Origin of the sequence: Roseococcus sp. YIM B11640 (genome assembly GCF_049727625.1) — a bacterium.
Classification (GTDB): domain Bacteria; phylum Pseudomonadota; class Alphaproteobacteria; order Acetobacterales; family Acetobacteraceae; genus Roseococcus.
In genome coordinates this window covers 151,537-176,863 of the sequence record NZ_JBBJOZ010000007.1, presented here as the reverse complement: position 1 = coordinate 176,863, position 25,327 = coordinate 151,537, and the positions used below count along the sequence as shown (strand labels likewise).

At 69.8% G+C, this 25,327-nt stretch carries 22 protein-coding genes; 3 read left to right on the top strand and 19 right to left on the bottom strand.

What is annotated here, in order from left to right:
• Positions 1-268: 268 nt before the first annotated feature.
• The 9 genes from WJM96_RS22295 to WJM96_RS22255 all read right to left on the bottom strand — a co-directional run bounded on the left by WJM96_RS22295 (position 269) and on the right by WJM96_RS22255 (position 10,778).
• Positions 269-964 (bottom strand): ABC transporter ATP-binding protein, encoded by a 696-nt coding sequence (locus WJM96_RS22295; RefSeq protein ID WP_424814767.1) that lies wholly within the window; start codon positions 962-964, stop codon positions 269-271.
• Positions 964-1,725, bottom strand: coding sequence for an ABC transporter ATP-binding protein (locus WJM96_RS22290; RefSeq protein ID WP_424814766.1), 762 nt, complete (start codon positions 1,723-1,725; stop codon positions 964-966). Before WJM96_RS22290 ends, WJM96_RS22295 begins: the two co-directional genes overlap by 1 nt.
• Positions 1,722-3,554, bottom strand: coding sequence for an ABC transporter permease (locus tag WJM96_RS22285; RefSeq protein ID WP_424814765.1), 1,833 nt, complete (start codon positions 3,552-3,554; stop codon positions 1,722-1,724). Before WJM96_RS22285 ends, WJM96_RS22290 begins: the two co-directional genes overlap by 4 nt.
• Before the next feature lie 11 nt (positions 3,555-3,565).
• Positions 3,566-4,780 carry an ABC transporter substrate-binding protein gene (locus WJM96_RS22280; RefSeq protein WP_424814764.1) on the bottom strand — a complete coding sequence of 405 codons (1,215 nt, stop codon included), beginning with the start codon at positions 4,778-4,780 and terminating at the stop codon, positions 3,566-3,568.
• A 78-nt stretch (positions 4,781-4,858) separates the two neighbouring features.
• On the bottom strand, positions 4,859-5,326 hold the full coding sequence (locus WJM96_RS22275) for a hypothetical protein (protein WP_424814763.1): 468 nt from the start codon (positions 5,324-5,326) through the stop codon (positions 4,859-4,861).
• Positions 5,323-6,468 carry an acyl-CoA dehydrogenase family protein gene (locus WJM96_RS22270; RefSeq protein ID WP_424814762.1) on the bottom strand — a complete coding sequence of 382 codons (1,146 nt, stop codon included), beginning with the start codon at positions 6,466-6,468 and terminating at the stop codon, positions 5,323-5,325. The genes WJM96_RS22275 and WJM96_RS22270 overlap by 4 nt, the downstream gene beginning before the upstream one ends.
• Positions 6,469-6,474: 6 nt before the next feature.
• Positions 6,475-7,677, bottom strand: coding sequence for an acyl-CoA dehydrogenase family protein (locus WJM96_RS22265; protein WP_424814761.1), 1,203 nt, complete (start codon positions 7,675-7,677; stop codon positions 6,475-6,477).
• A gap of 11 nt (positions 7,678-7,688) precedes the next feature.
• On the bottom strand, positions 7,689-9,776 hold the full coding sequence (locus tag WJM96_RS22260; RefSeq protein ID WP_424814760.1) for a 3-hydroxyacyl-CoA dehydrogenase NAD-binding domain-containing protein: 2,088 nt from the start codon (positions 9,774-9,776) through the stop codon (positions 7,689-7,691).
• A gap of 159 nt (positions 9,777-9,935) precedes the next feature.
• A complete protein-coding gene (locus tag WJM96_RS22255) occupies positions 9,936-10,778 on the bottom strand; it encodes an IclR family transcriptional regulator domain-containing protein (protein WP_424814759.1) in 843 nt (280 codons plus the stop codon).
• 94 nt (positions 10,779-10,872) lie between these two features.
• On the opposite strand from WJM96_RS22255, the gene WJM96_RS22250 reads away from it, so the two are divergent.
• From WJM96_RS22250 to WJM96_RS22240, 3 genes are read left to right on the top strand one after another with little or no spacing between them, the layout of a single operon-like run.
• Positions 10,873-11,835 (top strand): hydroxymethylglutaryl-CoA lyase, encoded by a 963-nt coding sequence (locus WJM96_RS22250; RefSeq protein ID WP_424814758.1) that lies wholly within the window; start codon positions 10,873-10,875, stop codon positions 11,833-11,835.
• Complete coding sequence (locus tag WJM96_RS22245) at positions 11,832-12,938, top strand: CaiB/BaiF CoA transferase family protein (protein WP_424814757.1); 1,107 nt, start codon at positions 11,832-11,834, stop codon at positions 12,936-12,938. The genes WJM96_RS22250 and WJM96_RS22245 overlap by 4 nt, the downstream gene beginning before the upstream one ends.
• Positions 12,935-13,936, top strand: coding sequence for a Bug family tripartite tricarboxylate transporter substrate binding protein (locus WJM96_RS22240; RefSeq protein WP_424814756.1), 1,002 nt, complete (start codon positions 12,935-12,937; stop codon positions 13,934-13,936). The genes WJM96_RS22245 and WJM96_RS22240 overlap by 4 nt, the downstream gene beginning before the upstream one ends.
• 39 nt (positions 13,937-13,975) lie before the next feature.
• On the opposite strand, the gene phoB is transcribed toward WJM96_RS22240, so the two are convergent.
• The 10 genes from phoB to WJM96_RS22190 form a co-directional block, all read right to left on the bottom strand.
• The gene (gene phoB / locus WJM96_RS22235) at positions 13,976-14,695 is read right to left on the bottom strand and encodes a phosphate regulon transcriptional regulator PhoB (protein ID WP_424814755.1); all 720 of its coding nucleotides are present in this window, start codon (positions 14,693-14,695) and stop codon (positions 13,976-13,978) included.
• A gap of 12 nt (positions 14,696-14,707) precedes the next feature.
• Positions 14,708-15,424, bottom strand: a complete 717-nt coding sequence (phoU, locus tag WJM96_RS22230) for a phosphate signaling complex protein PhoU (RefSeq protein ID WP_424814754.1) — start codon at positions 15,422-15,424, stop codon at positions 14,708-14,710.
• A 14-nt stretch (positions 15,425-15,438) separates the two neighbouring features.
• Positions 15,439-16,230, bottom strand: a complete 792-nt coding sequence (pstB, locus tag WJM96_RS22225) for a phosphate ABC transporter ATP-binding protein PstB (protein WP_424814769.1) — start codon at positions 16,228-16,230, stop codon at positions 15,439-15,441.
• A gap of 65 nt (positions 16,231-16,295) precedes the next feature.
• On the bottom strand, positions 16,296-17,204 hold the full coding sequence (gene pstA / locus WJM96_RS22220) for a phosphate ABC transporter permease PstA (RefSeq protein WP_424814753.1): 909 nt from the start codon (positions 17,202-17,204) through the stop codon (positions 16,296-16,298).
• 10 nt (positions 17,205-17,214) lie between these two features.
• Entirely contained in the window at positions 17,215-18,177 is a 963-nt protein-coding gene (gene pstC, locus WJM96_RS22215) for a phosphate ABC transporter permease subunit PstC (RefSeq protein ID WP_424814752.1), read from the bottom strand.
• A gap of 60 nt (positions 18,178-18,237) precedes the next feature.
• Positions 18,238-19,293: a phosphate ABC transporter substrate-binding protein PstS gene (pstS, locus tag WJM96_RS22210; RefSeq protein WP_424814751.1), complete on the bottom strand. Its 1,056-nt coding sequence runs from the start codon at positions 19,291-19,293 to the stop codon at positions 18,238-18,240.
• Positions 19,294-19,417: 124 nt separating this feature from the next.
• Positions 19,418-20,305, bottom strand: coding sequence for a DUF2336 domain-containing protein (locus WJM96_RS22205; RefSeq protein WP_424814750.1), 888 nt, complete (start codon positions 20,303-20,305; stop codon positions 19,418-19,420).
• A gap of 51 nt (positions 20,306-20,356) precedes the next feature.
• Positions 20,357-20,716 carry a hypothetical protein gene (locus WJM96_RS22200; protein ID WP_424814749.1) on the bottom strand — a complete coding sequence of 120 codons (360 nt, stop codon included), beginning with the start codon at positions 20,714-20,716 and terminating at the stop codon, positions 20,357-20,359.
• 40 nt (positions 20,717-20,756) lie between these two features.
• Positions 20,757-21,899 (bottom strand): acyl-CoA dehydrogenase family protein, encoded by a 1,143-nt coding sequence (locus tag WJM96_RS22195; RefSeq protein WP_424814748.1) that lies wholly within the window; start codon positions 21,897-21,899, stop codon positions 20,757-20,759.
• An 11-nt stretch (positions 21,900-21,910) separates the two neighbouring features.
• Positions 21,911-25,279: an indolepyruvate ferredoxin oxidoreductase family protein gene (locus WJM96_RS22190; RefSeq protein ID WP_424814747.1), complete on the bottom strand. Its 3,369-nt coding sequence runs from the start codon at positions 25,277-25,279 to the stop codon at positions 21,911-21,913.
• Positions 25,280-25,327: the final 48 nt, after the last annotated feature.

The window sequence follows — 25,327 nt, the reverse complement described above, 5'->3', positions numbered from 1 at the left end:
CCAATCCCCTCAAAAGGACCAGCTCATACGCATTCACTGCACAACAGATACAATTGTCAAAACAACAAAACCGGCCCAACGACCGGCTTCACACCACACAGGAATGTCCGTGCAGCATTTCCGACCAGCTAGCGACCAAGCCGCCCACCGATCAGCCTCACCGGGCGGCGCCTCAGCACCGCGTCGGTGAACGGGCTTTTATGGGGTTCCCCCGAACCTGTAAACCCCACCCTCATGCGTTCGTCACATAACTGAATTGATAGCGAAATCAGACGCTGAGGTATTGCGCCCGAGTCTCGTCATCCAGCTCCGCCATGGCCCCCTCCCACCGGATCGCGCCCTTCTCCAGGACGCAGGCCCGGTCCGAGACCAGGCGCGCGAAATGGAGGTTCTGCTCGCTCAGCAGGACGGTCAGCCCCTCGCGCTTCAGGGCCAGGATCGCCTCGGCCATTCTCTCGATAATGACGGGCGCCAGCCCCTCGCTTGGTTCGTCCAGCAGGATCAGGCGGGGATTGCCCATCAGGGTCCGCCCGATGGTCAGCATCTGCTGTTCTCCCCCGCTCATCCGCCCCCCAGGCCGGGCCCGCATGGCGCCGAGGCTGGGAAACAAGGCGAAGATGCGCTCCGCCGTCCAGGCGGCCTGGCCCTCCCAGGCCGGCATCCGCCCGACCTCGAGGTTTTCCATCACCGTCAGCTCGGCAAAGATCCGCCTTTCCTCAGGCACATAGCCGATGCCCCGCCGGGCGATCTCGAAGGGCTCGCGGCCCTTGACCTCCTCCCCCCGGAAGCGGACGGCGCCCCCGCTGGGCCGGACCAAGCCCATGATGGCCTTCATCGTGGTGCTCTTTCCGGCGCCGTTACGGCCGAGCAGGGCCAGCACCTCCCCTTCCCGGGCGGTCAGGGTCACCCCCTGCAGGATATGGGCACGACCGTAATGGGCATGCAGGTCAGCGAGCTCCAGCATCAGGCGTAGCCATGCGTGGCACCGGTGCCGAGGTAGACCTCGCGCACCTTGGGATCGCGGCGGACCTCGGCCGGGCTGCCCTCGGCGATCGGCCGCCCTCGGTCCAGCACCAGCAGCCGGTCGGCATGGGAGAAGACGACATCCATGTCGTGCTCGGTGAAGAGCACCGCGATCTTCCCCTCGCGCGCGATCCTCGCCGTCAGCTCCATCAGCGCCACCCGCTCGGCCGGCGCCATGCCGGCGGTGGGCTCGTCCATCAGGAGGAGCGCCGGCTCGTTGGCCAGGGCGATGGCCAGCTCCACCCGCTTGAGGTCGCCATAGGCCAGCACGCCGCAGGGACGCGCCGCCTGGCCCACCATGCCCACGCGCTCCAGCAGCGCCATGGCGCGCGTCGCGTCGCGCTTCGCGACCGGGTTCCAGATGTCGAAGATCCGCCGCTCGTGGCTCAGCAGCGCCATCTGGACGTTCTCCAGCACCGACATGGAGCCGAAGGTCGCGGTGATCTGGAAGGTGCGGCCCACGCCCAGGCGCCAGACCTTGCGCGGGGGCATCCCCGCGATCTCCTCGCCGCGCAGCTTCACCGAGCCGCGATCCGGCCGGAGCTGCCCGTTGAGCATGTTAAAGCAGGTGGACTTGCCCGCGCCGTTCGGCCCGATCAGCGCCAGCAGCTCCCCGGCGGCCACGCGCAGCGACACGCCCGCGACCGCCTGCACGCCGCCGAAGCTCTTGTGCAGGTCGGTGACCTCCAGCGTGGCTGTCATGCCCGCCGCTCCCAGCGCTGGGCGGCACCGGCGAGGCCCTGCGGGAAGAAGAGCACCAGCGCCAGGATGATCGCCCCAAGGAATAGGCGCCACAGCTCGAAGGCGCGCATCAGCTGCTCATGCAGCCATGTGTAGGCGAGCGCACCGAGGATCGGCCCGCTCACGGTCTGCACCCCCCCCAGCAGCACCATGAGCAAGGCGTCCACGCTGCGCGCGATGCTCATATAGGTCGGGAAGACGCTGCCCTTGGCATAGGCGAAGAGCCCGCCCGCGATGCCCGCCGCGATGGCCGCCAGGACGAAGGCCGCCCAGCGGATGCGGAAGCTGTCGAGGCCGATCGCCTCCGCGCGCAGCGGGCTGTCGCGGCCGGCGCGCAGCGCGTAGCCGAAGGGGGCGAAGATCGCCCGGCGCAGCAGCAGCGTGATGCCGACGCAGACGACGAGCGCGAGGTAGTAGTAGACCAGCTTGGATTGCGCCCAGGCGCTCGGCCAGACGCCGAGGATGCCGTTGTCGCCGCCCGTGAGCTCGACCCACTGGAAGGTGATGGACCAGGCGATCTGCGCGAAGGCCAGCGTCAGCATCGCCGCGTAGACGCCCGAGAGCCGCACGCAGAAGAAGCCGAAGACCGCGCCGCCGATGCCCGCCAGGAAGGGCGCGGCCAGCAGCCCCACCTCCATCGGCGCGGCGAAGTGCCGCAGCAGCAGCGCCGCGCCGTAGGCGCCCAGGCCGAAGTAGGCAGCGTGGCCGAAGCTCGCCATGCCGCCCGGCCCCATGATGAGATGCAGGCTCGCGGCGAAGAGCACCATGATCGCGATCTCGGTGAAGACGATCAGCGCGTAGTCGCCCAGGAAGGGCGGCAGCAGCACCGCGAGCGCCAGCGCAGCCAGCCCGATGCGCCGCGCCCAGGGCGATGGCGGCAGGTAGGGCGGCTCCACCGCCGCCGCGCCATGCGCCGTGGAGGGCGCGCGGCCCAGCAGCCCGTGCGGGCGCACCACCAGCACCACCGCCATCACCAGGAAGGCCAGCACCAGGGTGATGCGCGGGAAGATCAGGATGCCGAAGGCCTGGAGCTCGCCGATCAGCAGCGCGGCCAGGAAGGCGCCGGGGAGCGAGCCCAGACCGCCGACCACCACCACCACGAAGGCCTCCGAGATGATGGCGAGGTCCATCTGCAGGTTCACGCTTTCGCGGGGGATCTGCAGCGCGCCGCCCAGCCCGGCCAGGACCGAGCCCAGGAAGAAGACGGTCGTGAACAGCATGCGCTGATTGACCCCCAGCGCGCCCACCATCTCGCGATCCGCCGTCGCGGCGCGGACCAGCGTTCCCCAGCGCGTGCGCGTGAAAAGCAGCCAGAGCAGCACCAGCACCATCGGCCCCACACCGATCAGGAACAGGTCGTAGAGCGGGAAGCGCACGCCCAGCACCTCCGTGGCGCCGCGCAGGCCGGGCGCGCGCGGGCCCAGCAGGTCCTGCGGCCCCCAGGTCATGAGCGCGACGTCCTGCACGATCAGCACCACGCCGAAGGTGGCGAGCAGCTGGAAGAGCTCCGGCGCCTTGTAGATCCGGCGCAGCAGCAGCACCTCGATCAGCACGCCCACCGCGCCGACGATCAGCGCCGCCGCGGCCACCCCGCCCCAGAAGCCGAGGTGCCCGCGCGGCAGGTTCGTCACCAGCGTCCAGGAAAGATAGGCGCCGAGCATGTAGAGGCTGCCATGCGCGAAGTTCACGATGCGCGTGACGCCGAAGATGACCGTGAGCCCGGAGGCGACGAGGAAGAGCGAGGAGGCCGAGGCCAGCCCGCTCAACCCCTGGACGAGCAAATTCTCCAACAAGTGTAGCGCTAGCCCTGCGGACGCAGCGAGCGCACCACCTCATCCGTCGGCAGATAGTTCTTACCGTCGGCGTAGCGCCAGTCGACCATCGTGCCGCGGCCGTTGCGCAGCGCCGTCTTGCCGACATAGGCGCCCATGGTGGCCTGGTGATCGATGGCGCGGAACTCGGACTCCGCCTCGCCGAAGCAGCCCTGGTATTTCAGCCCGGACATGGCATCCACCATCGGGTCGGTCTCGGTGGAGTTCGCCTTCTTCAGCATGGCGGCGATCGCCACCACCGTGTCGGCCGCGACGATGCTGCCGAGCTTCGGCAGCTCGTTGAACCGGCGGCGATAGGCGTCGCGGAACCGCACATGACCGGGCGTGTTGATATCGGCCGCGGGATAGCCGGTCACGATCCAGCCCTCCGGCGCCTCGTCGCCCAGCGGGTCCAGGTACTCCGGCTCGCCCGTCAGCATCGAAACCACCGTCCGCCGCTCGAACAGGCCCCGGGTGCTGCCCTGGCGCACGAAGTTGGTGAGGTCTGGGCCGAAGGTCACGTTGAAGATGGCCTGCGGGTTGGCGCTGGCCAGCGCCTGCACGGTGGCGCCGGCATCGATGCGGCCGAGCGCAGGGAACTGCTCGGCCACGAAGGTCGTGCCGGGCTTGGCGCGGGTCAGCAACTCCTTGAACCAGCGGACGGCGGACTGGCCGTATTCGTAGTTCGGCGCGACCGTCGCCCAGCGCATGGGCGGCAGCTTCGCCGCCTCCTCGACCAGCATCGCAGCCTGCATGTAGGTGCTGCAGCGCAGGCGGAAGGTGTAGCGATTGCCTCGCGCCCAGACGAGCGCATCCGTCAGCGGCTCGGACGCCACGAAGAGGCGGCGGTTCTGGTTGGCGAAATCGGCCAGAGCGAGGCCGACATGGGAGAGGAACCCGCCCGCCAGCAGGTGCACACGCTCATTGTTCAGCAACTCGCCCGCATGGCGGACAGCGTCCTCGGGCTTGCCGGCATCGTCGCGGAAGACGGTCTCGATGCGCCGGCCGTTGATGCCGCCGGCCGCGTTCACCTCGTCCTGCATCATCGTCCAGGCGTTGCGGTACGGCACCAGGAAGGCGGGCTGGGCGGAGTAGGAGTTGATCTCGCCGATGCGGATCGGCCCTTCCTGCGCCAGGACCGGGGGAGCAGCCAGGGTGGCCGCGGCGCCCAACAGGGCGGTGCGGCGGGGAAGGGCGAGGGTCATGGCAGGGCTCCGATAAACTGCGCGCATCCAAGCAAGCGCCAGCAGGCCCTGCAACGCCTATTAGGGAATACAAATCGCCTATGCGGCGATCCTGCGCCGCCTCGCGCGGCGGACCATCAGGACGGCGCCCAGGATCCCGCCCAGGATGCCCATGGCCGGCGCGACAGAGAAGATCATGCCCATCGCAAAGGCTCCCTCGCGCTGGGAGACACCCATGGCCTCGCCCAGCGCGAAGCCGATGACGGCCGCGGCGGGCGCCGTGACGAGGAAGCCGATGACGAAGCCCAGCGAGGCCGGCACGATCCAGTGCCGCTCGCCCGCCGGCCGCGCGCCCTGGCGCAGGCCGGTCCTGGCGGCGAGGAAGACCACCGCCAGCACCACGCCCCACATGACCAGGCTCAGCTTCGAGAGCTCGCGGGGCAGGATGGTGGCCCCCAGCGCGGCATAGACGACGAAGCCCGCCGGCAGGCCGATCAGGGCGCCGATGATCGCCCCGAGGATGGACCGCCCGGCCCTGGTGGGTACCTGGCCGGGCGGGTCGCTCATGCCGCCTGGACGAGGCCCCCGGCATCCGCCAGGGCGCGCAGGTGGTAATCGGTGTCGCCGAAGGTGGCCTCGTTCACCGTCAGCCGCTTGAAGTAGTGGCCCGCGCCGTACTCCATCGTCATGGCGATGCCGCCATGCAGCTGGATGCTCTGCTGGCCCACGAAGCGCTGCGAGCGGCCGATCTGGGCCTTGGTCGCGTGCATGTTGTTGCGGCGCTCGACGGCATTCGTGCCCTGCGCGGCCATGGTGGCGAAGTAAGCCATGCTGCGCGACTGCTCGATCGCCACCAGCATGTCGGCCGCCCTGTGCTGCAGCGCCTGGAAGCTGCCGATCGGCTTGCCGAACTGCTGGCGCGTCTTCATGTAATCGAGCGTCATGGCGTGCACGACATCCATGGCGCCGACGGCCTCGGCCGCCAGCGCGGCGATGGCCTCGTCCACCACGCGGTCCAGGATGGGCAGGCCGCCCTCGGCGTCACCCAGCACGGCATGCGCGCGGGCGCCGGAGAAATCCACCTCCGCCGCGCGGCCGCCATCGACCATGCGGAAGCCACGGACATCCACGCCCTTCTCCTTCGCGGAGACGAGGAAGAGGCCGATGCCGCCCTTGTCGCGCTGGCCGCCGGAGACGCGCGCCGAAACGACGAACCAGTCCGCCGTGTCGCCGTGCAGGACCATGCCCTTGCGGCCGCTGATGACCCAGCCGCTGCCGTCCTTCTTCGCCGTGGTTGTCACGTCGAAGAGGTCGTAGCGGGACTGGCGCTCGGTCTGCGCCAGGGCCACGAGCGTCTCGCCCGCCACGATGCCGGGCACCAGCTCGCCGCGAAGGGCGGCGTCGGCGCCGTGGCGCAGGAAGCCGCCGCCCAGCACCAGCGTGCTGAACCAGGGCTCGAGCGTGATGTGGCGGCCCATCTGCTCGGCCACGAGCATGACCTCCTCCGGACCGCCGCCGAAGCCGCCGTCATCCTCGGAGAAGGGCAGGCCCAGCAGGCCGAGCTCGGCGTACTGGGCCCACATGTCGCGGCTCCAGCCCGTCTCGCTGGCCATGTAGGCCTTGCGGTTCTCGAAGCCGTACTTGGCCGTGAGGGCCTTGCTGATGCTGTCCTGCAGGAGGGCCTGGGACTCGTTCAGATCAAAATCCATGATGCGTCAGAGTCCCAGAAAGGCCTTGGCCATGATGTTGCGCTGGATCTCGTTGGAGCCGCCGTAGATGCTCTGCTTGCGCCAGTTGAAGTAGATCCCGGCGAGGCCGAAGGCCCAGTCGGGCGCCACGTCCCACTCGTTGGTGCCCTCGGCGTCCGGGTCGCCATCCACCCAGGCGTAGGGGCCGGCGGCCTTCATCAGCAGCTCGGACACGCCCTGCTGGATCTCCGTGCCCTTGATCTTGAGCACCGAGGTCGTGGGGTCGGGCTTGCCGCTGCCGGCACGCTTCGTCTCGTTGGCGATGACGCGCATGACGGACATCTCGAGCGCCTTGAGCTCGACCTCCATCTCCGTCACCTGGCGGCGGAACTCGGGGTCCTCGATAAGGGGACGGCCGCCGTCCATCGTCTCCTTGGCGATGGTCTTGAGCCGGCGGATGCGCTCGCGCGAGGCGCCGACGCGGGCCTGGCCGAAGCGCTCGTTGCCGAGCAGGTACTTGGCGCAATCCCAGCCCTTGTTCACCTCGCCGACCAGCAGGTCCTTCGGCACCTTCACGTCGTCGAAGAAGACCTCGTTCACCTCGTGCCCGCCTTCGATCGTGATGATCGGGCGCACGGTGATGCCGGGGGTCTTCATGTCCACGAGGAAGAAGGAGATGCCCTCCTGCTTCTTCGCCGCGGGATCCGTGCGGGCGAGGACGAAGATCCAGTCGGCGTGCTGGGCCAGGGTGGTCCAGGTCTTCTGGCCGTTGATGACCCAGTGGTCGCCCTCGAGAACGGCCTTGGTCTTGAGGCCCGCGAGGTCGGAGCCGGCGCCGGGCTCGGAGAAGCCCTGGCACCACCAATCATCCAGGTTGAGCATGCGGGGCAGGAAGCGCTCCTTCTGCTCCTTCGTGCCGAACTGGATGACGACCGGGCCGCACATGTTGATGTTGAAGCCGAGCGGCATGGGCGCCGGCCACATCTGCAGCTCCTCGCGGAAGATGTACTTCTGCGCGGGCGACCAGCCCGGGCCGCCGTACTCGGTGGGCCACTCGGGGGCGGCCCAGCCCTTCTTGTTCAGCTTGCGCTGCCAGTCCACGACCATCTGCTTGGTCGGCGACTTGCCGGAGATGAGGTGCTGGCGGGTTTCGTCCGGCAGCTCGGCCGCGAGGAAGGCGCGAACCTCCTCGCGGAACTTCGCCTCGGCGTCGGTGAAACGGAGTTCCATCGGAGATTTCCTTATGCGGCGCGCTTGGCGGCGCCCATGGTGGCGAAGCTGCCGCCCTCGGCAGCGAGCTGTTCGATCAGCTGGGCAGGCTTGAGGTTCGCGTCGCCCGTAACCTCGGCATAATGCGCCAGCCTGTCACGCACGTTCTTCAGGCCCATGCGGTCCGCCCAGAACATCGGGCCGCCGCGCCAGGCCGGCCAGCCGAAGCCGTTGCAGAAGACGACGTCGATATCGATGGGGCGATAGGCCACGCCCTCCTCGAGGATGCGCGCGCCCTCGTTCACCATCGGCAGCAGCAGGCGTTCCAGGATCTCCTGGTCCTCGATCTTGCGGCGGCGGACCTGCATCTTCTCCGCGACGTCCAGGATGATGGCCTCCACCTCGGGGTCGACGAGGCGCGTGCGCTTCTCGTCGTACATGTACCAGCCCTTGCCGGTCTTCTGGCCGAAGCGGCCGCGCGCGACGATGGCGTCGGCCACCGGCGCCACCGTGCCGCGCGCCTTGCGGACGGCCGCGCCGATGTCGAGGCCCGCGAGGTCGCCGGTCGCGAGCGGGCCCATGGCCATGCCATAGGTCTCCAACACGCGGTCGATATCCTGCGGCAGGCAGCCTTCCAGCAGCAGCTTCTCCACCTGCGGCGTGCGCTTGCCCGTCATGCGGTTGCCGACGAAGCCGTCGCAATTGCCGACCAGCACCGGCAGCTTGCCGATGCGCTTGCCGACCTCGGTCGCCGTCGCGATGGCCGCGAAGTTGGTCGCCTTGCCGCGCACGTTCTCCAGCAGGCGCATCACGTTCGCCGGGGAGAAGAAGTGCATGCCGATCACCAGCTCCGGCCGCTTGGTGGCCGAGGCGATCTCGTCGATCGACAGCGTCGAGGTGTTGGACGCCAGCACCACGCCGGGTCGCGCCAGCTTGTCCAGCTTGGCGAAGAGCTCCTTCTTCACCTCCATGTTCTCGAACACCGCCTCGATGACGAGGTCGGCATCCTTGACCACGTTGAGGTCGGTCGAGCCCTTGAGGAAGGAGCGGCGCTTCTCGTACTCGGCCTGGCTGAGGCGGCCGCTCTTCACCGTGCGCTCCCAGTTCGCCTCGCAGCGGGCGAGGCCCTTGTCCAGCGCCTCCTGGCTCGTCTCGACGATCGTCACGGGGATGCCGTTGTTCGCGAAGTTCATCGCGATGCCGCCGCCCATGGTGCCGCCGCCGATCACGACCGCGTTCTTCACCGGCAGGGGCTGCGTGCCCTCGGGCATGTCCGGCACGCGGACCGCCTCGCGCTCGCCGAAGAAGATGTGGCGCAGCGCCTGGCTCTGCTCGCCGGCCACGAGGCGCTGGAACTGCTCGCGCTCGATGTTGAGGCCGTCCTCGAAGCTGTGCGTCAGCGCGGCGCGCACCGCGGTCACGCAGCCCTTCGGGCTCTCCTGCCCGCGCGAGCGCTTGAGCAGCGCGGCGGCGGCGGCGTCGAAGGCGGCGAGGTCGGCGCCCTTGATCTTGTCGTCGCGGTAGCGCGCGAGCGTGAACTTGTCGCCGCTGTGCTGCCGCGCCCAGGCGACGGCCGCCGCCTCCAGCGGCTCATCCACCACGGCATTGATGATGCCGAGCTTCAGGGCCTCGCTGGCGGAGATCGGATCGCCGCTCACGATGATCTTGAGCGCCGCCTCGCCGCCGATGAGGCGCGGCAGGCGCTGCGTGCCGCCCGCGCCCGGAACGAAGCCGCGCTTCACTTCCGGCAGGCCGACCTGCGCCGAGGCCAGCGCCACGCGCGCATGGCAGGCGAGCGCCAGTTCCAGCCCGCCGCCGAGGGCCGAGCCATGAATGGCCGCGACGACCGGCACCTTGCAATTCTCGATCTCGTCGAAGACCTCGGGGAGGCTGGGCGGCTGGCGGGGCTTGCCGAACTCGGTCATCTCCGCGCCGGCGCAGAACATGCGGCCCGAGCCGATCAGCACGATCGCGCGGGCGCCTTCCTTCACGGCGGCCTGGATTCCCTTGTGAAGGCCCTCGCGGACGCCGGTCCGCAGGGTGTTCACCGGCGGGTTGGCGATTCGCAGGACGTGGACATCCCCGTCGCGCACGTGCTCGACAAACCGTTCTTCCACCATGGACTGGCTTCCTCGTTCCAAACTTGTTGGCGGACTTTCCTGCCGAGGCAAGGCGCCTGTCAACGGAGCCGGCGGGCATTCCTTCGAAACCACGGAGAAAGCTGGGTTTGAGGGCGATGGCCGACCGACCGGTGGGTCGGGAGGCCGCCAGATGGGCGATCAGACCGCGCGCATCCCCTGCCAGACGGAGACACCCAGGCTCTCCCCGCGCTCCCGCGCGGCCATGGTGGCCGCGATGGCGGAGGCCGCCTCGCGCAGCACCGGAACGAGCTCGCTCTCCATGGCCCCGCGCTCCATGGCGGAGACCTCGGTGCTCATGCCCAGCGCCGCCTCGACGCGCGGGCCGAAGGGGACGGGGACGGCGATGGAGCGGATGCCCATGATCGTCTCCTGGTCGTTCACGCCGAAGCCCTGCGCCCGCACCCGGTCCAGTTCCGCCCTCAGCGCCGCGGCATCGGCCACGGCATGCGGCGTCACGCGCGTCAGCGGGGAATGTGCGATCCAGGCTTCCAGCTCGGCCGGCGGCAGGGCCGCCAGCAGCACCTTGCCGACCGAGGTCGTATGCGCCGGGATGCGGGTGCCGATCCAGACGTAGTCGCGCCGCAGGTGCTTGGCGGTGGCGCGGCCGACATAGACGACGTCGGCGCCATCCAGCAGCGCCAGCGAGCAGGACTTGCCCGTGCGCTCCGTCAGCGCGGTCAGCATGGGCTGCACCACCGCGGTGAAGGGCTGCGAGGAGAGATAGGCGTAGCCGAGCATCAGCGCGCGCGGCCGCAACGAATAGAACTGCTTCTCCTGCCCGACATAGCCGAGGTGGAGAAGCGTCTTCAGTACCCGCTGGGCCGAGCCGGGCGTGACGCCGATGCGGCGCGCGACCTCGCTCAGCGTCATGCGCGGCGTGTCGGGGCCGAAGGCCTCGATGACGGCGAGGCCCTTCGCGAGGGACTGCAGCAGGTCCTGCTCCAGCCCGGCATAGCGCGTCGATGCTTGGCGCGTTGACAAAGGCGGTCCTCCCATTTCAGTCTCATCGCATATCGGAGATGTTTCCGGATACCGGAACTCACCTCCGCAAACAAGAGCCTGGAGGATCCCCAGCATGCGCGGCGACCGTCCCGCCTTCGTGACCTTCCGCGAGGAAGGCCCGCGCGAGGGCTTCCAGATCGAAAAACGCCCCTTCCCGCTCGCGGACCGCGTGGCGCTCGTGGAGGCGCTGGCCGGGAGCGGGCTTTCCAGCATCCAGGTCGCCTCCTTCGTGAATCCGAAGAAGGTGCCGCAGATGGCCGATGCCGAGGCGCTCTTCGCCGCCATCCGCCGCCGGCCGGGCGTGCACTACGACGGGCTCTGGCTGAACGAGCAGGGCTTCCATCGCGCCCGCGCGACGCCGGGCGTGGATCTCTCCGGCACGCTGCTCGCCTACGTCTCCGACGCCTTCGCCCGCCGCAACAACGACTGTTCGGCGGCCGAGATGCTGGAGCGCCAGGCGCGCTGGATCGCGCTCTACCAGGAGGCTGGCGTGCCCCTCTCCCGCGCCATCCTCGTCACCTCCTTCGGCTGCTGCTTCGAGGGCGAGATCGATCCGCGCCGCACCGTGGCGACCGCCGTCGCCATCGAGCGCCTCTGCCGCGAGCATGGCGGGCGCCTGCCGGAGATCACGCTGGCGGACACGGTCGGCTGGGCCAATCCCGAGGCCATTCGCCGCGTCATCGGCATGGTGCGCGAGGCGCTGCCCGAGACCGCCATCGGCCTGCACCTGCACGACACGCGTGGCCTGGGCGCCGCCAATGTCCTCGCGGCACTGGAGATGGGTGTGGACCGCTTCGATTCCTCCGTCGCGGGCCTCGGGGGCTGCCCCTTCGCCGAGCATGGCGATGCCGGCGCCGCCGGGAACATCTGCACCGAGGACATGGTGTTCCTGTGCCACGAGCTCGGCATCGAGACCGGCATCGACCTGGAGAGGCTGATCGGGGCCGCGCGCCTCGCCGAGCGCATCATCGGCCGGCGGCTGAACGGGCGCCTCATGCATGCGGGCTCGCTCGCGGCCTGGAGGGCGGCGGCATGAGCGGCATTCTCGCGGGGCTGCGCGTCGTGGAGCTCGGACAGGTCCTGGCCGGGCCCTTCGCGGGCGCGATCCTGGCCGATCTCGGCGCGACGGTCCTCAAGGTCGAGAAGCCCGACGGCGGCGACGACGCGCGCCAGATGGGCCGCCCCTTCCGGCACGACGCCGCCCTGCTCTTCCACGACTTCAACCGCGGCAAGAGCTCGGTCACGCTCGACCTGAAATCGCCCGAGGGGATCGAAGCGCTGCACGTGCTGCTGCGGGATGCCGACATCCTGCTGCACAACCTGCGCGCCGGGGTGCCCGAGGCGCTGGGCATCGGGGCCGAGGCGGTCTGCGCCCGGCATCCACGACTCGTCTATTGCGCGATCTCCGCCTTCGGGGAGTTCGGCCCCCTGCAGGGCCGGCCGGGCTACGAGCCCTTGCTGCAGGCCTATTGCGGCCTGTCCTCCATCACCGGCGCGCCGGACGGCCCGCCGGTCCGCATGGGCGCCTCGGTCGTGGATCAGGGGACGGGGATGTGGGCCGTGATCGGCATGCTGGCGGCGCTGCGGCGGCGCGAGCAGACGGGGCGCGGCGGCGTGGTGGCGGCCTCGCTCTTCGAAACGGCGGTGCTCTGGGCCGGGCAGAAGCTCAGCGAATACGTGAACGAGGGGCGGGAGCCGCAGCGGCACGCCTCGGGCCACCCGGCCTTCGTGCCCTATCAGGCCTTCGACACGGCGGATGGCCCGCTGCTGATCTGCTGCGGCAACGACCGGCTGTTCCAGAAACTGTGCGGGCAGCTCGGCCGCCCCGACTGGCCCGCCGACCCGCGCTTCGCCACCAACCGCGCGCGCCTTGCCCATCAGGCGGAGCTGCTGCCGCTGATCGCGGCGATCCTGGCCGAGGGGAAACGTGCCGACTGGCTCGCGCGCTTCACCGGCGCGGGCGTGCCCTGCGCGCCGATCAACAGCATCGCCGAGCTGGCGGAGGACGAGCAGCTCGCCGCCTCCGGGATGATCCAGACGGTTCCGGGCGAGGATTTCGCGCTGGTCGGCATGCCGCTCTCCTTCGACGGGGATCGGCCACGCATTGCCCGGGGCGCGCCGCGCCTCGGGCAGGAATGAAGAACAACGAGATGGGTGGAAACATGATCGAGACGAAACTGGGCCGTCGCGCCCTCGCCGGGCTGCCGCTGCTCGGTGCCGCGGCGGCGCATGCGCAGAGCTTTCCGAGCCAGCCCATCCGGCTGATCGTTCCCTTCGCGCCCGGCAACGCCACGGACGTGCTGACGCGGCTGATGGCGCCCGCCATGGCGCAGGTGCTGGGGCAGCCGGTCGTGGTGGAGAACCGCTCGGGCGCCACGGGCATGGTGGGCTCGGACGCCGTGGCCAAGGCGGCGCCCGACGGACACACGCTGGTGATGGGCAGCATTGCCTCGCACGCCATCGTGCCGACGCTGGTGCGCAACCCGCCCTATGACGTGCTGCGCGACTTCACGCCCGTGATGCTGGCCGCGAGCCTGCCCAACGTGCTGGTGGTCCATCCCTCGGTGCCCGCGCGCAACCTGGCGGAGTTCGTCGCCTATACGAAGTCCCAGCCCGAGGGCGTGAACTATGCCTCCGTCGGCAATGGCAGCTCCAGCCATCTGGCGGGCGAGCTGCTGAAGGTGAAGACCGGCGCGAAGCTGACGCATGTCCCCTATCGCGACGCGGCCCAGGCGCTGACCGGCGTTCTGGCCGGGCAGGTGCCCATGCTGGTCTATGGCGTGACCGGCGTGCTGCCGCATATCCGCGAGGGGCGGATGCGCGCGCTGGCGCTGCTCTCGGCCGAGCGGGTGCCCGAACTGCCCGATCTTCCTACAGCCGGGGAACAGGGGCTCGGCGATTTCATCGTGGAGCCCTGGATCGGCCTCTTCGGCCCGGCGCGGCTGCCCGCGCCCATCGCGCAGCAGCTCTATGCAGCCGCCCGCCGCGCGCTGGATTCAGATGCGGTGAAGCCGCAGATGGCGTCGCAGGGGCTGCGCGCCAGCGGGATCGGGCCCGACGAGTTCCGCACCTTCATCGGGCGCGAGATTCCCCGCTGGGCGGAAGTAATCCGCGCCTCGGGCGCGACGCTGGATTGAGGCGACGACGGCCTGAGGGCATCGCCTCAGGCCGCAAGCTCAGATGCTATCCGAGTCCAGGGCGTAGCCGGCCGAGCGCACGGTCCGGATCAGGTCCACCTCGCCATCGCCGTTGATGGCCTTGCGCAGGCGGCGGATATGCACGTCCACCGTCCGCAGCTCGACATGGATGTCGCGGCCCCAGACGGCGTCCAGCAGCTGCTCGCGCGTGAAGACGCGTCGCGGATGCGAGAGGAAGAACTCCAGCAGCCGGTACTCGGTGGGGCCGAGATGCAGCGCGCGGCCGTTGCGGGTCACGCGATGCGCGTCCTGGTCCATCGCGATGTCGGCGTAGGTGATGCTGCCCTTCACCGGCACGGTGGAGGAGCGCCGCAGCAGCGCGCGGATGCGGGCCAGAAGCGCTTCCACCGCGAAGGGCTTGGCGATGTAGTCGTCGGCCCCCGTGTCCAGGGCGCGCACGGCGTCCTGGTCCTCGGTGCGGGCGGTGACCATGATCACCGGCAGGTCGCGCGTGGCGGGGCGGCGGCGGATCTGGCGGCAGACCTCGATGCCGGACATCGCCGGCAGCATCCAGTCCAGCAGGACCAGGTCCGGCTTGGCCTCGGCGATGCGGAGCAGCGCCTCCTGCCCGTCCGTCGCCTCTTCGACCTGGAAGCCCTGGCGCTCGAGGTTGTAGCGCAGCAGCGCGAGCAGCGCCGCCTCGTCCTCGACCACGAGGATGGTGGGCCGGGCGCCGGCCGTGGTGAATCCCTCAGGCATCCTCACTCGTCCTTATCCTGGCGGATTGACCACGGCGGAGGCCGAAACATCCGCCTTGGGCCGCTCTTCCGTCAGCGGCTCTCCGAGAACGGCGAAATGCACGCGCTCGGCGATGTTGGTCGCGTGATCCCCGATGCGCTCGAGATTCTTCGCGATGAAGAGGAGGTGCGTCGCGGCGGTGATGTTGCGCGGGTCCTCCATCATGAAGGTCAGCATCTCGCGGAAGATGCCGTTGTAGATGCCGTCGATCGGCTCGTCATTGCCCCAGACCTCGTCGGCCTTGGCGTGGTCGTTATCGACCAGCGCGTCGATCGCGCCCTTCAGGTTCTCCTGCACCAGCTCAGCCATGCGCTGGAAGCCGTTGAGGCTGCCGAGCGCCGGTTGCGCCGCGATCACGATGGCGCGCTTGGCGCCGTTGCGCGCGTAGTCGCCGATGCGCTCCAGATCCTGGCTGATCTTCATGCATGCGATGATGAGGCGCAGGTCCTCGGCCATGGGCTGGCGCAGCGCCAGCAGGCGGACACAGAACTGCTCCACGTCGCGCTCCATGGCGTCCAGCGCCAGGTCGCGCGTCACCACCTCGGCGGCAAGGTCGCTGTCGCGGCGGATGAGCGCGTCGGCGGCATCGGCCACCTGGCGCTCCGCCAGGCCGCCCATGCGCGCGATCATCTCGCGCAGGCGGCGCAGGTCTTCGTCGTAGCTCTTCACGATATGGGTGGAGGCGCTCATCTCGACGTCTCTCCTCAGCCGAACCGGCCGGTGATGTATTCGCGGGTCTTGGGGTGCTTCGGCGCGGTGAACATGGTCGCCGCCGGCGCCACCTCGACCAGCTCGCCCAGGTAGAAGAAGGCCACCTGGTCGGCGCAGCGCGCCGCCTGCTGCATGTTGTGCGTCACGATCGCGATGGTGAAGTCGCGCTTCAGCTCGTCGATCAGCTCCTCGATCTTCAGCGTCGAGATCGGGTCGAGAGCGGAGGTCGGCTCGTCGAAGAGAATGACCTCGGGCCGCACCGCGATGGTGCGCGCGATGCACAGGCGCTGCTGCTGGCCGCCGGAGAGGCCCATGGCGCTGGCCTGCAGGCGGTCCTTCACCTCGTTCCAGAGGGCGGCGCGGGTCAGCGCCCATTCCACGCGCTGGTCCATCTCCGCCTTCGAGAGCTTCTCGTGCAGGCGAACGCCGAAGGCGATATTCTCGTAGATGGTCATGGGGAACGGGGTGGGCTTCTGGAACACCATGCCGACCTTGGAGCGCAGCTCGTTCAGGTCCATCCCGCCGTCGAGCAGGTTCTCCCCGTCGAGCAGCACCTCGCCCTCGGCGCGCTGGCCGGGATAGAGGCTGTACATGCGGTTCATCACGCGCAGCAGCGTGGACTTGCCGCAGCCCGAGGGGCCGATCATGCCGGTCACCTGGCGGTCCGGGAAATCGAGGCTGATGCCCTTCAGCGCCTTGGGCAGCGCCGGGCCGTAGTAGAAGTCGAGATTGCGGATGGAGATCCGCGCGCGGCTGTTCAGCACGGCGTCGGAACGCACCTGCATGCCGCCGAAGCTGGCGCTTTCATCGAGCTTCGCCTGGGTCTCGGAATTCATGGCTCGCCTCTGGCTCATTTGCGCTTGCGCAGCAAAACGCGCGCAACGACGTTGATGGAGAGCACGCCCAGCGTGACGAGCAGCGCGCCCGCCCAGGCAATGCCGATCAGGTCCGGGAACCCGGAATTCGCCTGCTGGTAGATGGAGATGGGCAGGCTCGCCATCGAGCGGCCCAGATCCCAGCTGTTGACGTTGTTGCCGAAGCTGGTCAGCAGCAGCGGAGCGGTCTCACCCGTGATGCGGGCAAAGGCCAGCAGAACGCCGGTCACGATGCCAGAGACGGCGGCCCGCCAGGTCACCATCACCACCATCTTCCACTTCGGCGCGCCCAGCGCCACCACGGCCTCACGCAGCGTGTTGGGGATGAGCTGCAGCATATCCTCGGTGGTGCGGACCACGACCGGGATCACGATGATGGCCAGCGCCAGCGAGCCCGCGAAGCCCGAGAAGCCGCCCATGGGCAGCACCACGAGCTGGTAGATGAAGAGGCCGATCAGGATGGACGGCGCCGAGAGCAGCACGTCCGAGACGAAACGGACCGCATCGCCGAGGCGCGAGCCGCGCGAGTATTCCGCCAGATAGGTGCCGACCAGCAGGCCGATGGGCGTGCCGACAGCGGTGCCGATCACGGTCTGGATCAAGGATCCGACGATGGCGTGCCGGAGGCCGCCGCGCGGCAGCGTATCGTCGCCATAGGTCGTCGGCTCGAAGTCCCGGACCAGGGTGGTCAGGTCCAGCGAGGAGATGCCGCGCAGGATCAGCGTGAACAGGATCGAGGCCAGGAAGACGAGGCCGACCACGGTGCAGACCGTGCAGGCCCAGCGGACCAGACGGTCCACCATCTTGCGCCGGCGGCCGAGCGCCCGCGCCTGGTCCATGTTCTTCGCCGGCGCGGAGGCGATGTCGAAGGTGGTCGTGCTCATGATCCGCGCCTCACTTCAGCCGCGAGCGGAGAAGCCAGCGCGAGACCGCCAGCACGATGAAGGAGATGACGAAGAGCAGGAAGCCGAGCGCCAGCAGCGAGGACTGCTTGAGGCTGCCCATCAGGCTCTCCGGGAACTCCATGGCGACGACCGAGGCGATGGTCGTGGACGGATCGAAGATCGAGGTCGCGAGGCGGTTGGCGTTGCCGATCACGAAGGTGACGGCCATCGTCTCGCCCAGCGCGCGGCCGAGGCCGAGCATGATGCCCCCCACGACCGAGACCCGGGTGTAGGGCACCACCACGCCGCGCATCACTTCCCACCGCGTGGCGCCGAGGCCGTAGGCGCTTTCCTTGTAGACGGCGGGCACCTGCAGGAAGACGTCGCGCATGGTCGCGGCGATGAAGGGCAGGATCATGATAGACAGCACGACCGAGGCCGCGAAGATCGAGGTGCCGGCGAAATTGTTGCTGTCGAAGATCACGCCGATCAGCGGCAGGCTGCCCAGCACCTCGCCGAAGGGAAGCTGGATCCAGTGCTGGATGATCGGCACCAGGACGAAGAGGCCCCACATACCGAAGATGATGGAGGGGATGGCGGCCAGCAGCTCGATCGCGGTGCCGACGGGGCCGCGGATCCACTCCGGCGCCAGCTCCGTCAGGTAGAAGGCGATGCCGAAGGCGGCGGGCACGGCGATGAGGATGGCGAGGACGGCGGTGACGATGGTGCCGATGACCGGCACGGCGGCGCCGTAGCTCTCACGCCCCTCGACCGGATTCCAATCGGTGGACCACAGGAAGCCGATCCCGAACTCGCGGAAGGCCGGGAGGCCGCCGACGAAGAGCGTCAGGATGATGGCGCCGAGCAGCGCGAGAACCAGGAGGCTGGCCCCACGGCACAGCCATTCGAAGAGCTTGTCCCCGGCAGAACCGCTACTGGAGCGGCCGAGGGGGACGGTGGCGGATTGCTGCACGCAGGGACCTCACGCTGGGGTGGGGGCGGATCTGTCCGCCCCCCTTTTCCGGATACCGCTTCAGGCGCCCCAGACGCTCGCGCCCGAAGGATCCTTCACCGCGCTCCAGCTCGTCCGGATCGCGTCATGGACCGAGTCCGGAAGCGGAATGTACTCGAGGCGGCGGGCCGCGTCGGCACCATTCTTGAAGGCCCAGTCGAAGAACTTCATCGTGTTGCGGCTGCCCGCCACGCGCTCCGCCACCGGGTTGGTCGGCAGCAGGATGAAGGTCGGCGAGACGATCGGCCACACATCGGCGCCAGCCAGGTCCACGAGGTCCGCGGCGAAGTTGGCCGCGCTCCAATCGGCAGCGCCGGCGGCGGCCTGGAAGGCCTCCATCGTCGGGCGGACGAAGTTGCCGGCCTTGTTGCGCAGCTGCGTGGTGATGAGGCGGTTCACCGTGGCGTAGGCGTTCTCGGTGTAGCCGATGGCGCCCGGCGTGTTGCGGACCGCGTTCGACACGCCCTCATTTCCGCGCGCGCCGTTGCCGACCGGCCACTGGACGCTGGTCGCGGCACCCGGGCCGGACTTCCAAGCCTCGGAGATGCGGGCAAGGTAGGTGGTGAACACGAAGGTCGTGCCCGAGGCGTCGGCGCGATAGGCCGGCGAGACCGGCAGGTTCGGCAGGCGCAGGTCGCGGTTGAGCTCGACGATCTTCGCGTCGTTCCAGCGAGTGATGCGGCCCAGGAAGATCTCGGCCACCACGTCCGGCGTCAGCTTCAGCGCGTTGTCCTGCACGCCCGGCAGGTTCACGATCAGCACGACCGAACCCATGACCGTGGGAAACTGCAGCAGCTTCCGCTCGGCGAGCTGCGCGGCCGGCAGCGGGGCGTCGGAGGCGCCGAAATCGACGGTGCGGTTGGTGATCTGGTTGATGCCGCCGCCCGAGCCGATGGATTGGTAGTTCAGCTGGATGTCCGCACCCTGGCGGGCCGCCTGGCCCCAGCGCTCGTACACCGGCCGGGGGAAGCTCGCGCCGGCGCCCGTGATCTGCGCGGGGTCGGCGAAGGCCTGGCGGGAGAGGGCGGGAAGCGCGACCGTGCCGGCGGCAAGGGCGAGGAGGTTACGTCGGTTCACTAGCGTCTCCATCGGGCGTGGCCTGCGGCGAAGGGGCGCGGCAGGGGCTCGCAGCAGCGGATAGGAGCGCGGAAAGTCGTGGCTGTTTCAGTTTTATGAAGCTTCGATGACACAGACCTTTCGGTCAGCTTGTCGGCCAGACGAACTCGTATCTCATTGAATCGGAACGGTCTTCCGTCATGGCTCTGGCGCGCAACAGCCATGTGACATGCGCGGGCGGCTCCTCCAGCCCCTTCAACCATTGCAACATGTCTTCCGAAAGGAAAAGCGCCAGGACAGCCGCGGCCCGGGCGGGGAGGCCTGGACGCCGAGCCAGGCACCCCTGCAGCCCCTGGTGGCGCCGCGCGAGGTCCAGCAGCAGGGGGAAGGTGTCCTCGCCGATCCGCGCCGTCGGGTTTCGGAGCATGGCCTCCAGGGCGGGCACGTCCTGCGACTGCGCCAGCGCGTCGCAGACGGGCGCAGGAAGGCCGAGCCGCCGCGCGACCGCCATGCGCGAAGCCTCGCCGGGCGGAAGCCTCACGATCTCCAGCAAATCGCCCTCGGTGAGGGCCGCGCAAATCCGAATCACCGGCTCGCATACGCTCGGGGCCGCGTCCCGCGCCAAGGCCAGGGCGAGGTCGTGCGGGGGATGGGCCAGATCCGCCAGGGTATCGGCGACCGCGTGGCGCACCTCGACTTCCGGATCCTGCGCGAGCAGCAACAGCGCCTCCCATCCGATCCGCGAGCGCCGGTCCTGGAGATCCTCCACCAGTTGGTCGGCGCGGGCAGCGAGCTTGCGGGCCAGGCGGGCGCGAATGTCGTCTACCCGGTCCTGCGCGAGCAGCCGGTCGGCATGGGAGGGGGCGCCGGGATTCTCGGCCACCTTCCGCCGGACGGCCTCGGCCCGGTCGGTCGCCAGGAAGACCAGGATCTCGGGCGGCGCGCCCGGCCGGGCGGCGAGGTCCATGCGCTCGGAGAGGTCGCCGTTGAAGGCGATGGCCTTGTCGCTCGAAGGACTGTCCAGGGGCGCCATGGGCCCCAGCCTGACTCGCCGTTGTTTAGCATCTGGTGAACGTGGCGCGCCTCAGCGCGTGCGGGCGGGTGCCGAAGTAGTGCTGCTCCCGCTCCCGGGCGTGGCATTCGCGGCCAGGAGCGCCGCGGCGGCGGCCAGGGGCAGCGCCAGCAAGGCCGGCGCCGCGAGCCCGGTGCCGCCCAGCGCGCCCTCATCCGCGGAATCGATCAACTGCCGCGAACCGCGCGAGGGTGGACGCGGGAGCCGGGGGCGCCGGCTTTCCGACGCCAGGCCCTGCGGCACCGCCCCGCGGGACGGGATCACGACCTCGGAGCCCGCGGGCACCACGACCACGCGCTGCTGGGCCCAGGCCGCGGGCGAGAGCGCCGGCAGCCCCGCCAGCGCCACGGCAAGGGTCAGGATGCGGTACATCCTGTAGTTGTGCCCGAGCCGCGCGCGAAAGATCAAGAGCTTAGCCCGGCTTTCCCACCAGCCGCCGCGCCACGATCACGCGCATGATCTCGTTGGTTCCCTCCAGGATGCGATGCACCCGGAGGTCGCGCACGATCTTCTCGATCCCGTAATCCGCCAGGTAGCCGTAGCCGCCCAGCAACTGCAGCGCCTCGTCGGCGATGCGGTGGCAGGTGTCGGTCACGAAGCGCTTGGCCATGGCGCAGAAGACGGTTGCGTCCTCCGCGCGCTCGTCCAGCTTGGCGCAGGCGCGCCAGAGGAAGCTGCGGCAGGCTTCAAGCTCCGTCGCCATGTCGGCCAGGCGGAACTGCGTGGCCTGGAAATCCACCACCGCCTTCCCGAAGGCCTTGCGCGTCTTCACGTAGTCGAGCGCGATGTTCAGGGCCGCCTGCGCCCCGCCCAGGGAGCAGGCCGCAATGTTCAGCCGCCCGCCATCCAGCCCGGCCATGGCATATCGGAAGCCCTGCCCTTCCTCGCCCAGCAGCGCCCCGGCGGGGATGCGGGCGCCGTCGAAGATCACCTGGCGGGTGGGCTGCGCGTTCCAGCCCATCTTGCGCTCGTTCGCGCCGAAGCTCAGGCCCGGCGCCTCCTTCGGGATGAGCAGCGCGGAAATGCCGTCCGCCCCCGCACCGCCGGTCCGCACCATGGTCAAATAAAGGTCGGACGCCCCGGCCCCGCTGATGAACTGCTTCGCGCCGTCCAGCACGTAGCCCTCGTTGTCGCGGCGGGCCCTGGTGGCCAGCGCCACGGCATCGCTGCCCGAGCCGGGCTCGGTGAGGCAGTAGGAGGCGACCTTCTCCATCGTCAGCAGCGCGGGCAGCCATTGCGCCCGCTGCGCGTCGTCGCCCCAGCGGTCGATCATCCAGGCGACCATGTTGTGGATGGAGAGGAAGGCGCTGATGGTGGGGCAGCCCGTCGCCAGCGCCTCGAACACCACGGCGGCATCGAGGCGCGAGAGGCCGGCGCCGCCACTCTCCTCCCGCACGTAGAGCCCGGCCATGCCGAGGCCCGCCGCCTCGCGGAAGACGTCGAGCGGGAAGTGGCGGTCGCGGTCCCATTCCAGCGCGTGGGGCGCGATGCGCTCCTGCGCGAAGTCGCGCGCCGTTTCGCGCAGGGCCAGCGTCTCGGGGGGCAGGTCGAACATGGAAAGCGATGTCACTCCGCGGCGGCGGGCCTGTCCAGCGCCAACCAGCGCAGGCGCGTGGCGGCGACGTTGCGCGCCTTGATGGGGCCGAAGCCCTTGATGCCCGACGCGGCCTCGGCCCATTCGCAGGCCTCCGCGTGGTTGGTGGGGTGCAGCCCGGCGAGGCGGCGTTCGATGCCCTCGCGGTACTCGCCGATCAGCGCGCGCTCCATGCGGCGCTCCTCGGTATGGCCGAAGGGGTCGAGGAAGGTGCCCCGCAGCTTCTTGCCGTGGCGCAGCCAGCCCATGGCGCGCAGCATCCAGGGACCGAAGACCATCTTGCGCGGGCGCCCGTCGGGGCCGGGCCGCGACAGCAGCGGCGGCGCGAGATGCATGCGGATGCGCGTGGTGCCGTGGAAGCCCGATGTCAGCGAGGCCTGCCAATCGGCATCGCTGTGCAGCCGCGCGACCTCGTACTCGTCCTTGTAGGCCATGAGCCGATAGAGCTGGGTGGCGACGGCGCGCGTCAGCCGGCGCTCGCCGGGGATGGTCGCCTCCTCGGCCGCCTGCACGCGGGCAACGAAGCCGCGATAGGCCTCCGCGTAGCGCGCGCTCTGGTAGCCGCGCAGATCCTCGACGCGGCGGGCGATCATCGCCTCCAGCGTCTCTTCGACCGGGGCCTCCGATGGGGCGGCGAGGCGTCCGGCCTCGAAGGCCGCGAGGTTCGCCTCCACCGCCGTGCCGTTCAGCTCGATCGCCCGCCGCAGCGCGTCGCGAGAAAGCGGCACCATGCCGCGCTGGAAGGCCGCGCCCAGCAGGAAGATATTGAGGTAGATGAGGTCGCCGAAATCGCGCTCCACCTGGTGCGCGGCGTCGAGCGTCACGACCTCGCGCGCCGCGGCCTGCAGGCTCGCCAGCATGGGCTCGCCCTCGTCGCGCGTCTCGGGGTTCAGCACGAAGCGGCCCGTGGGGAAGAGCTCCGTGCTCACCACCACGCGGCTGCGCGCGGGGCCGAGCAGCGGGCGCGCCGTGCGCCCATGCGCGCCGACGAGATCCGCCGCGATCATCGCATCCGCCTGGCCCTGGCCGATGCGCGGGCTGGTCACCGCCTCGCCCGGCCGGCCGATGCGAAGCTGCGCGTAGACGCCGCCCCCCTTCTGCGCGAGGCCCAGCATGTCCAGCGTGCGGACCGGACGCCCCTCGAGATGCGCCGCCATGGCGAGGATGGCCGCGAGCGCCGTGACGCCCTGCCCGCCCACGCCCACCAGCACGAGATTCCAGGCCTCGCCGGGCGCGGGCTCCGGCAGCACGGGGTCCGGCGCGAGGGGGCCGACCTCGGGGTGCGCGGGCTTCACTGGCTCCGCGCCCTCGAGCGTGAGGAAGGAGGGGCAGAAGCCCTCGACGCAGGAGAAGTCCTGGTTGCAGGCGGATTGGTCGATCTGCCGCTTGCGGCCCCACTTCGTCTCCACCGGCTCGACCGCGATGCAATTGGAGACGCGGGAGCAATCGCCGCAATCCTCGCAGACACGCGGGTTGATGACGGCCCGGCGCCTGGCCTGCGGCGCCAGCGAGCGCTTGCGCTGGCGGCGGCGCTCGGTCGCGCATTGCTGGTCGTAGATGAGCGCGGTGACGCCCGGGATCTCGCGCAGCATGCGCTGCACCTCGTCGAGCTCGGCGCGCGGGTAGAAGGTGGCGTCCTGCGGCATCAGCGGGTCGTCGCGATGGCGGTCGGGGTCGTCGCCCACCACCACCACGCGCTGCACGCCCTCCGCGGCGAGCTGGGCGGCGATGCGCGGCACCGTCACCTCGCCCTCCGGCGTCTGGCCGCCCGTCATGGCGACGGCGGAATTCACCAGCACCTTGTAGGTGATGTTGGCCTTGGCCGCGATCGCGGCGCGGATGGCGAGCAGGCCGGAATGCGCGTAGGTGCCGTCGCCGATATTGGCGAAGACATGAGGCACCTCCGTGAAGTGCCGCTGGCCGAGCCAGGCCGCGCCCTCGCCGCCCATATGGCTGAACAGCTCGCTCTCGCGGTTCATGTCCTTGGCGAGGTAGTGGCAGCCGATGCCCGCGAGGCCGTGGCTGCCATCCGGCAGCTTGGTGGAGGTGTTGTGCGGGCAGCCCGGGCAGAAGAAGGGCTGGCGCAGCGCCACCGGCTCCTGCGCCGCGGCCGACAGGGCGTCGAGCTCCGCGATGCGCGCCGCGAGCTTCTCCGTGCGCAGCGCTTCCGGCAGCACCCGGGCCAGGGCGCGCAGCACCATGGCGGCGTCGAGCTCGCTGAGGTCGCTCAGCACGTCCTTGCCGTGCAGGCGCGGGCGCACGGCGTCGCCGTAGAGCGCCTCGCGCAGCTGCATTTCCAGGAAGCTGCGGCGGTCCTCCACCACCAGCACGGCTTCGAGATCGCGCACGAACGCCCGTGCGCCCTCCACATCCAGCGGCCAGGCGAGTCCCACCTTCCAGATGCGGAGCCCGCCCATGCGCGCCAGCTCCGGCGTGATGCCGGCATCGGCCAGGGCCTGCTTGAGCGTCGACCAGGCCTTGCCGCGCACGGCAATGCCGAAGCGCGCGTTCGGCGAGTCCTGCACGATGCGGTCGAAGCCATTGGCCCGCGCGAAGGCGAGCGCGGCGGGAACCTTGAAGTGGCGCAGCCGCTCCTCGATGGGCAGCGCCGCGTCGCGCAGGCGGATGTGCAGCCCGCCGGGCGGCATGGCCACGCCCTCGGGCGCGGTGGTCATGTAATGCGCGGGATCGACCATGAGGCTCATGGTCGCGTCCATCGTCTCTGCCACGCATTTCATGCCGACCCAGAGGCCGGCGAAGCGCGACATCGCGATACCCTTCACGCCGTATTCCAGCACCTCGCCCACATCGGCAGGGTCGAGCATGGGCATTTCCATGTCGGCGAAGACGTATTCGGACCCGCTGGTGACGGTGGAGGATTTGGACGCCGGATCGTCGCCCGCCAGCGCCAGCACGCCGCCGAGCGGCGAGGTGCCCGCGCCGTTCGCGTGGCGGAACACGTCCCCGCTGCGGTCCACGCCCGGCGCCTTGCCGTACCAGATGGCGAAGACCCCCTGCTGCCGCGCGCCGGGGTAGAGCGCGACCTGCTGCGTGCCCCAGCAGGCGGTCGCGGCGATGTCCTCGTTGAGGCCGGGCTCGAAGACGATGCCGGCCTCGGTCAGCCGCGCCTTCTGCTTGATCAACTCCCGGTCGTAGCCGCCGAGGGGCGAGCCGCGATAGCCGGTGATGAAGCCCGCGGTATCCAGACCCTGCGCATCGTCCAGCTCCCGCCGCAGGAGCGGCAGGCGCACCAGCGCCTGGGTGCCGGTGAGGAGGGTCTCGCGCCCGGCGGATTCCCATCTCTCCTCGATGGAGATGTCCGGCCGGATGATGTTGTTCATTTTGGACGTCCCGTGAACCGAGAATAGGATGGAAGCCTGGACCGGAAT

Excerpts from the sequence above, each read along its gene's own strand:
- WJM96_RS22295 (WP_424814767.1), bottom strand. The coding sequence starts at position 964 with ATGCTGGAGCTCGCTGACCTGCATGCCCATTACGGTCGTGCCCATATC.
- WJM96_RS22290 (WP_424814766.1), bottom strand. The coding sequence starts at position 1,725 with ATGACAGCCACGCTGGAGGTCACCGACCTGCACAAGAGCTTCGGCGGC.
- WJM96_RS22280 (WP_424814764.1), bottom strand. The coding sequence starts at position 4,780 with ATGACCCTCGCCCTTCCCCGCCGCACCGCCCTGTTGGGCGCCGCGGCC.
- WJM96_RS22275 (WP_424814763.1), bottom strand. The coding sequence starts at position 5,326 with ATGAGCGACCCGCCCGGCCAGGTACCCACCAGGGCCGGGCGGTCCATC.
- WJM96_RS22270 (WP_424814762.1), bottom strand. The coding sequence starts at position 6,468 with ATGGATTTTGATCTGAACGAGTCCCAGGCCCTCCTGCAGGACAGCATC.
- WJM96_RS22265 (WP_424814761.1), bottom strand. The coding sequence starts at position 7,677 with ATGGAACTCCGTTTCACCGACGCCGAGGCGAAGTTCCGCGAGGAGGTT.
- WJM96_RS22260 (WP_424814760.1), bottom strand. The coding sequence starts at position 9,776 with ATGGTGGAAGAACGGTTTGTCGAGCACGTGCGCGACGGGGATGTCCAC.
- WJM96_RS22250 (WP_424814758.1), top strand. The coding sequence starts at position 10,873 with ATGCGCGGCGACCGTCCCGCCTTCGTGACCTTCCGCGAGGAAGGCCCG.
- WJM96_RS22245 (WP_424814757.1), top strand. The coding sequence starts at position 11,832 with ATGAGCGGCATTCTCGCGGGGCTGCGCGTCGTGGAGCTCGGACAGGTC.
- WJM96_RS22240 (WP_424814756.1), top strand. The coding sequence starts at position 12,935 with ATGAAGAACAACGAGATGGGTGGAAACATGATCGAGACGAAACTGGGC.
- phoB (WP_424814755.1), bottom strand. The coding sequence starts at position 14,695 with ATGCCTGAGGGATTCACCACGGCCGGCGCCCGGCCCACCATCCTCGTG.
- phoU (WP_424814754.1), bottom strand. The coding sequence starts at position 15,424 with ATGAGCGCCTCCACCCATATCGTGAAGAGCTACGACGAAGACCTGCGC.
- pstB (WP_424814769.1), bottom strand. The coding sequence starts at position 16,230 with ATGCAGGTGCGTTCCGACGCCGTGCTGAACAGCCGCGCGCGGATCTCC.
- pstA (WP_424814753.1), bottom strand. The coding sequence starts at position 17,204 with ATGAGCACGACCACCTTCGACATCGCCTCCGCGCCGGCGAAGAACATG.
- WJM96_RS22205 (WP_424814750.1), bottom strand. The coding sequence starts at position 20,305 with ATGGCGCCCCTGGACAGTCCTTCGAGCGACAAGGCCATCGCCTTCAAC.
- WJM96_RS22200 (WP_424814749.1), bottom strand. The coding sequence starts at position 20,716 with ATGTACCGCATCCTGACCCTTGCCGTGGCGCTGGCGGGGCTGCCGGCG.
- WJM96_RS22195 (WP_424814748.1), bottom strand. The coding sequence starts at position 21,899 with ATGTTCGACCTGCCCCCCGAGACGCTGGCCCTGCGCGAAACGGCGCGC.
- WJM96_RS22190 (WP_424814747.1), bottom strand. The coding sequence starts at position 25,279 with ATGAACAACATCATCCGGCCGGACATCTCCATCGAGGAGAGATGGGAA.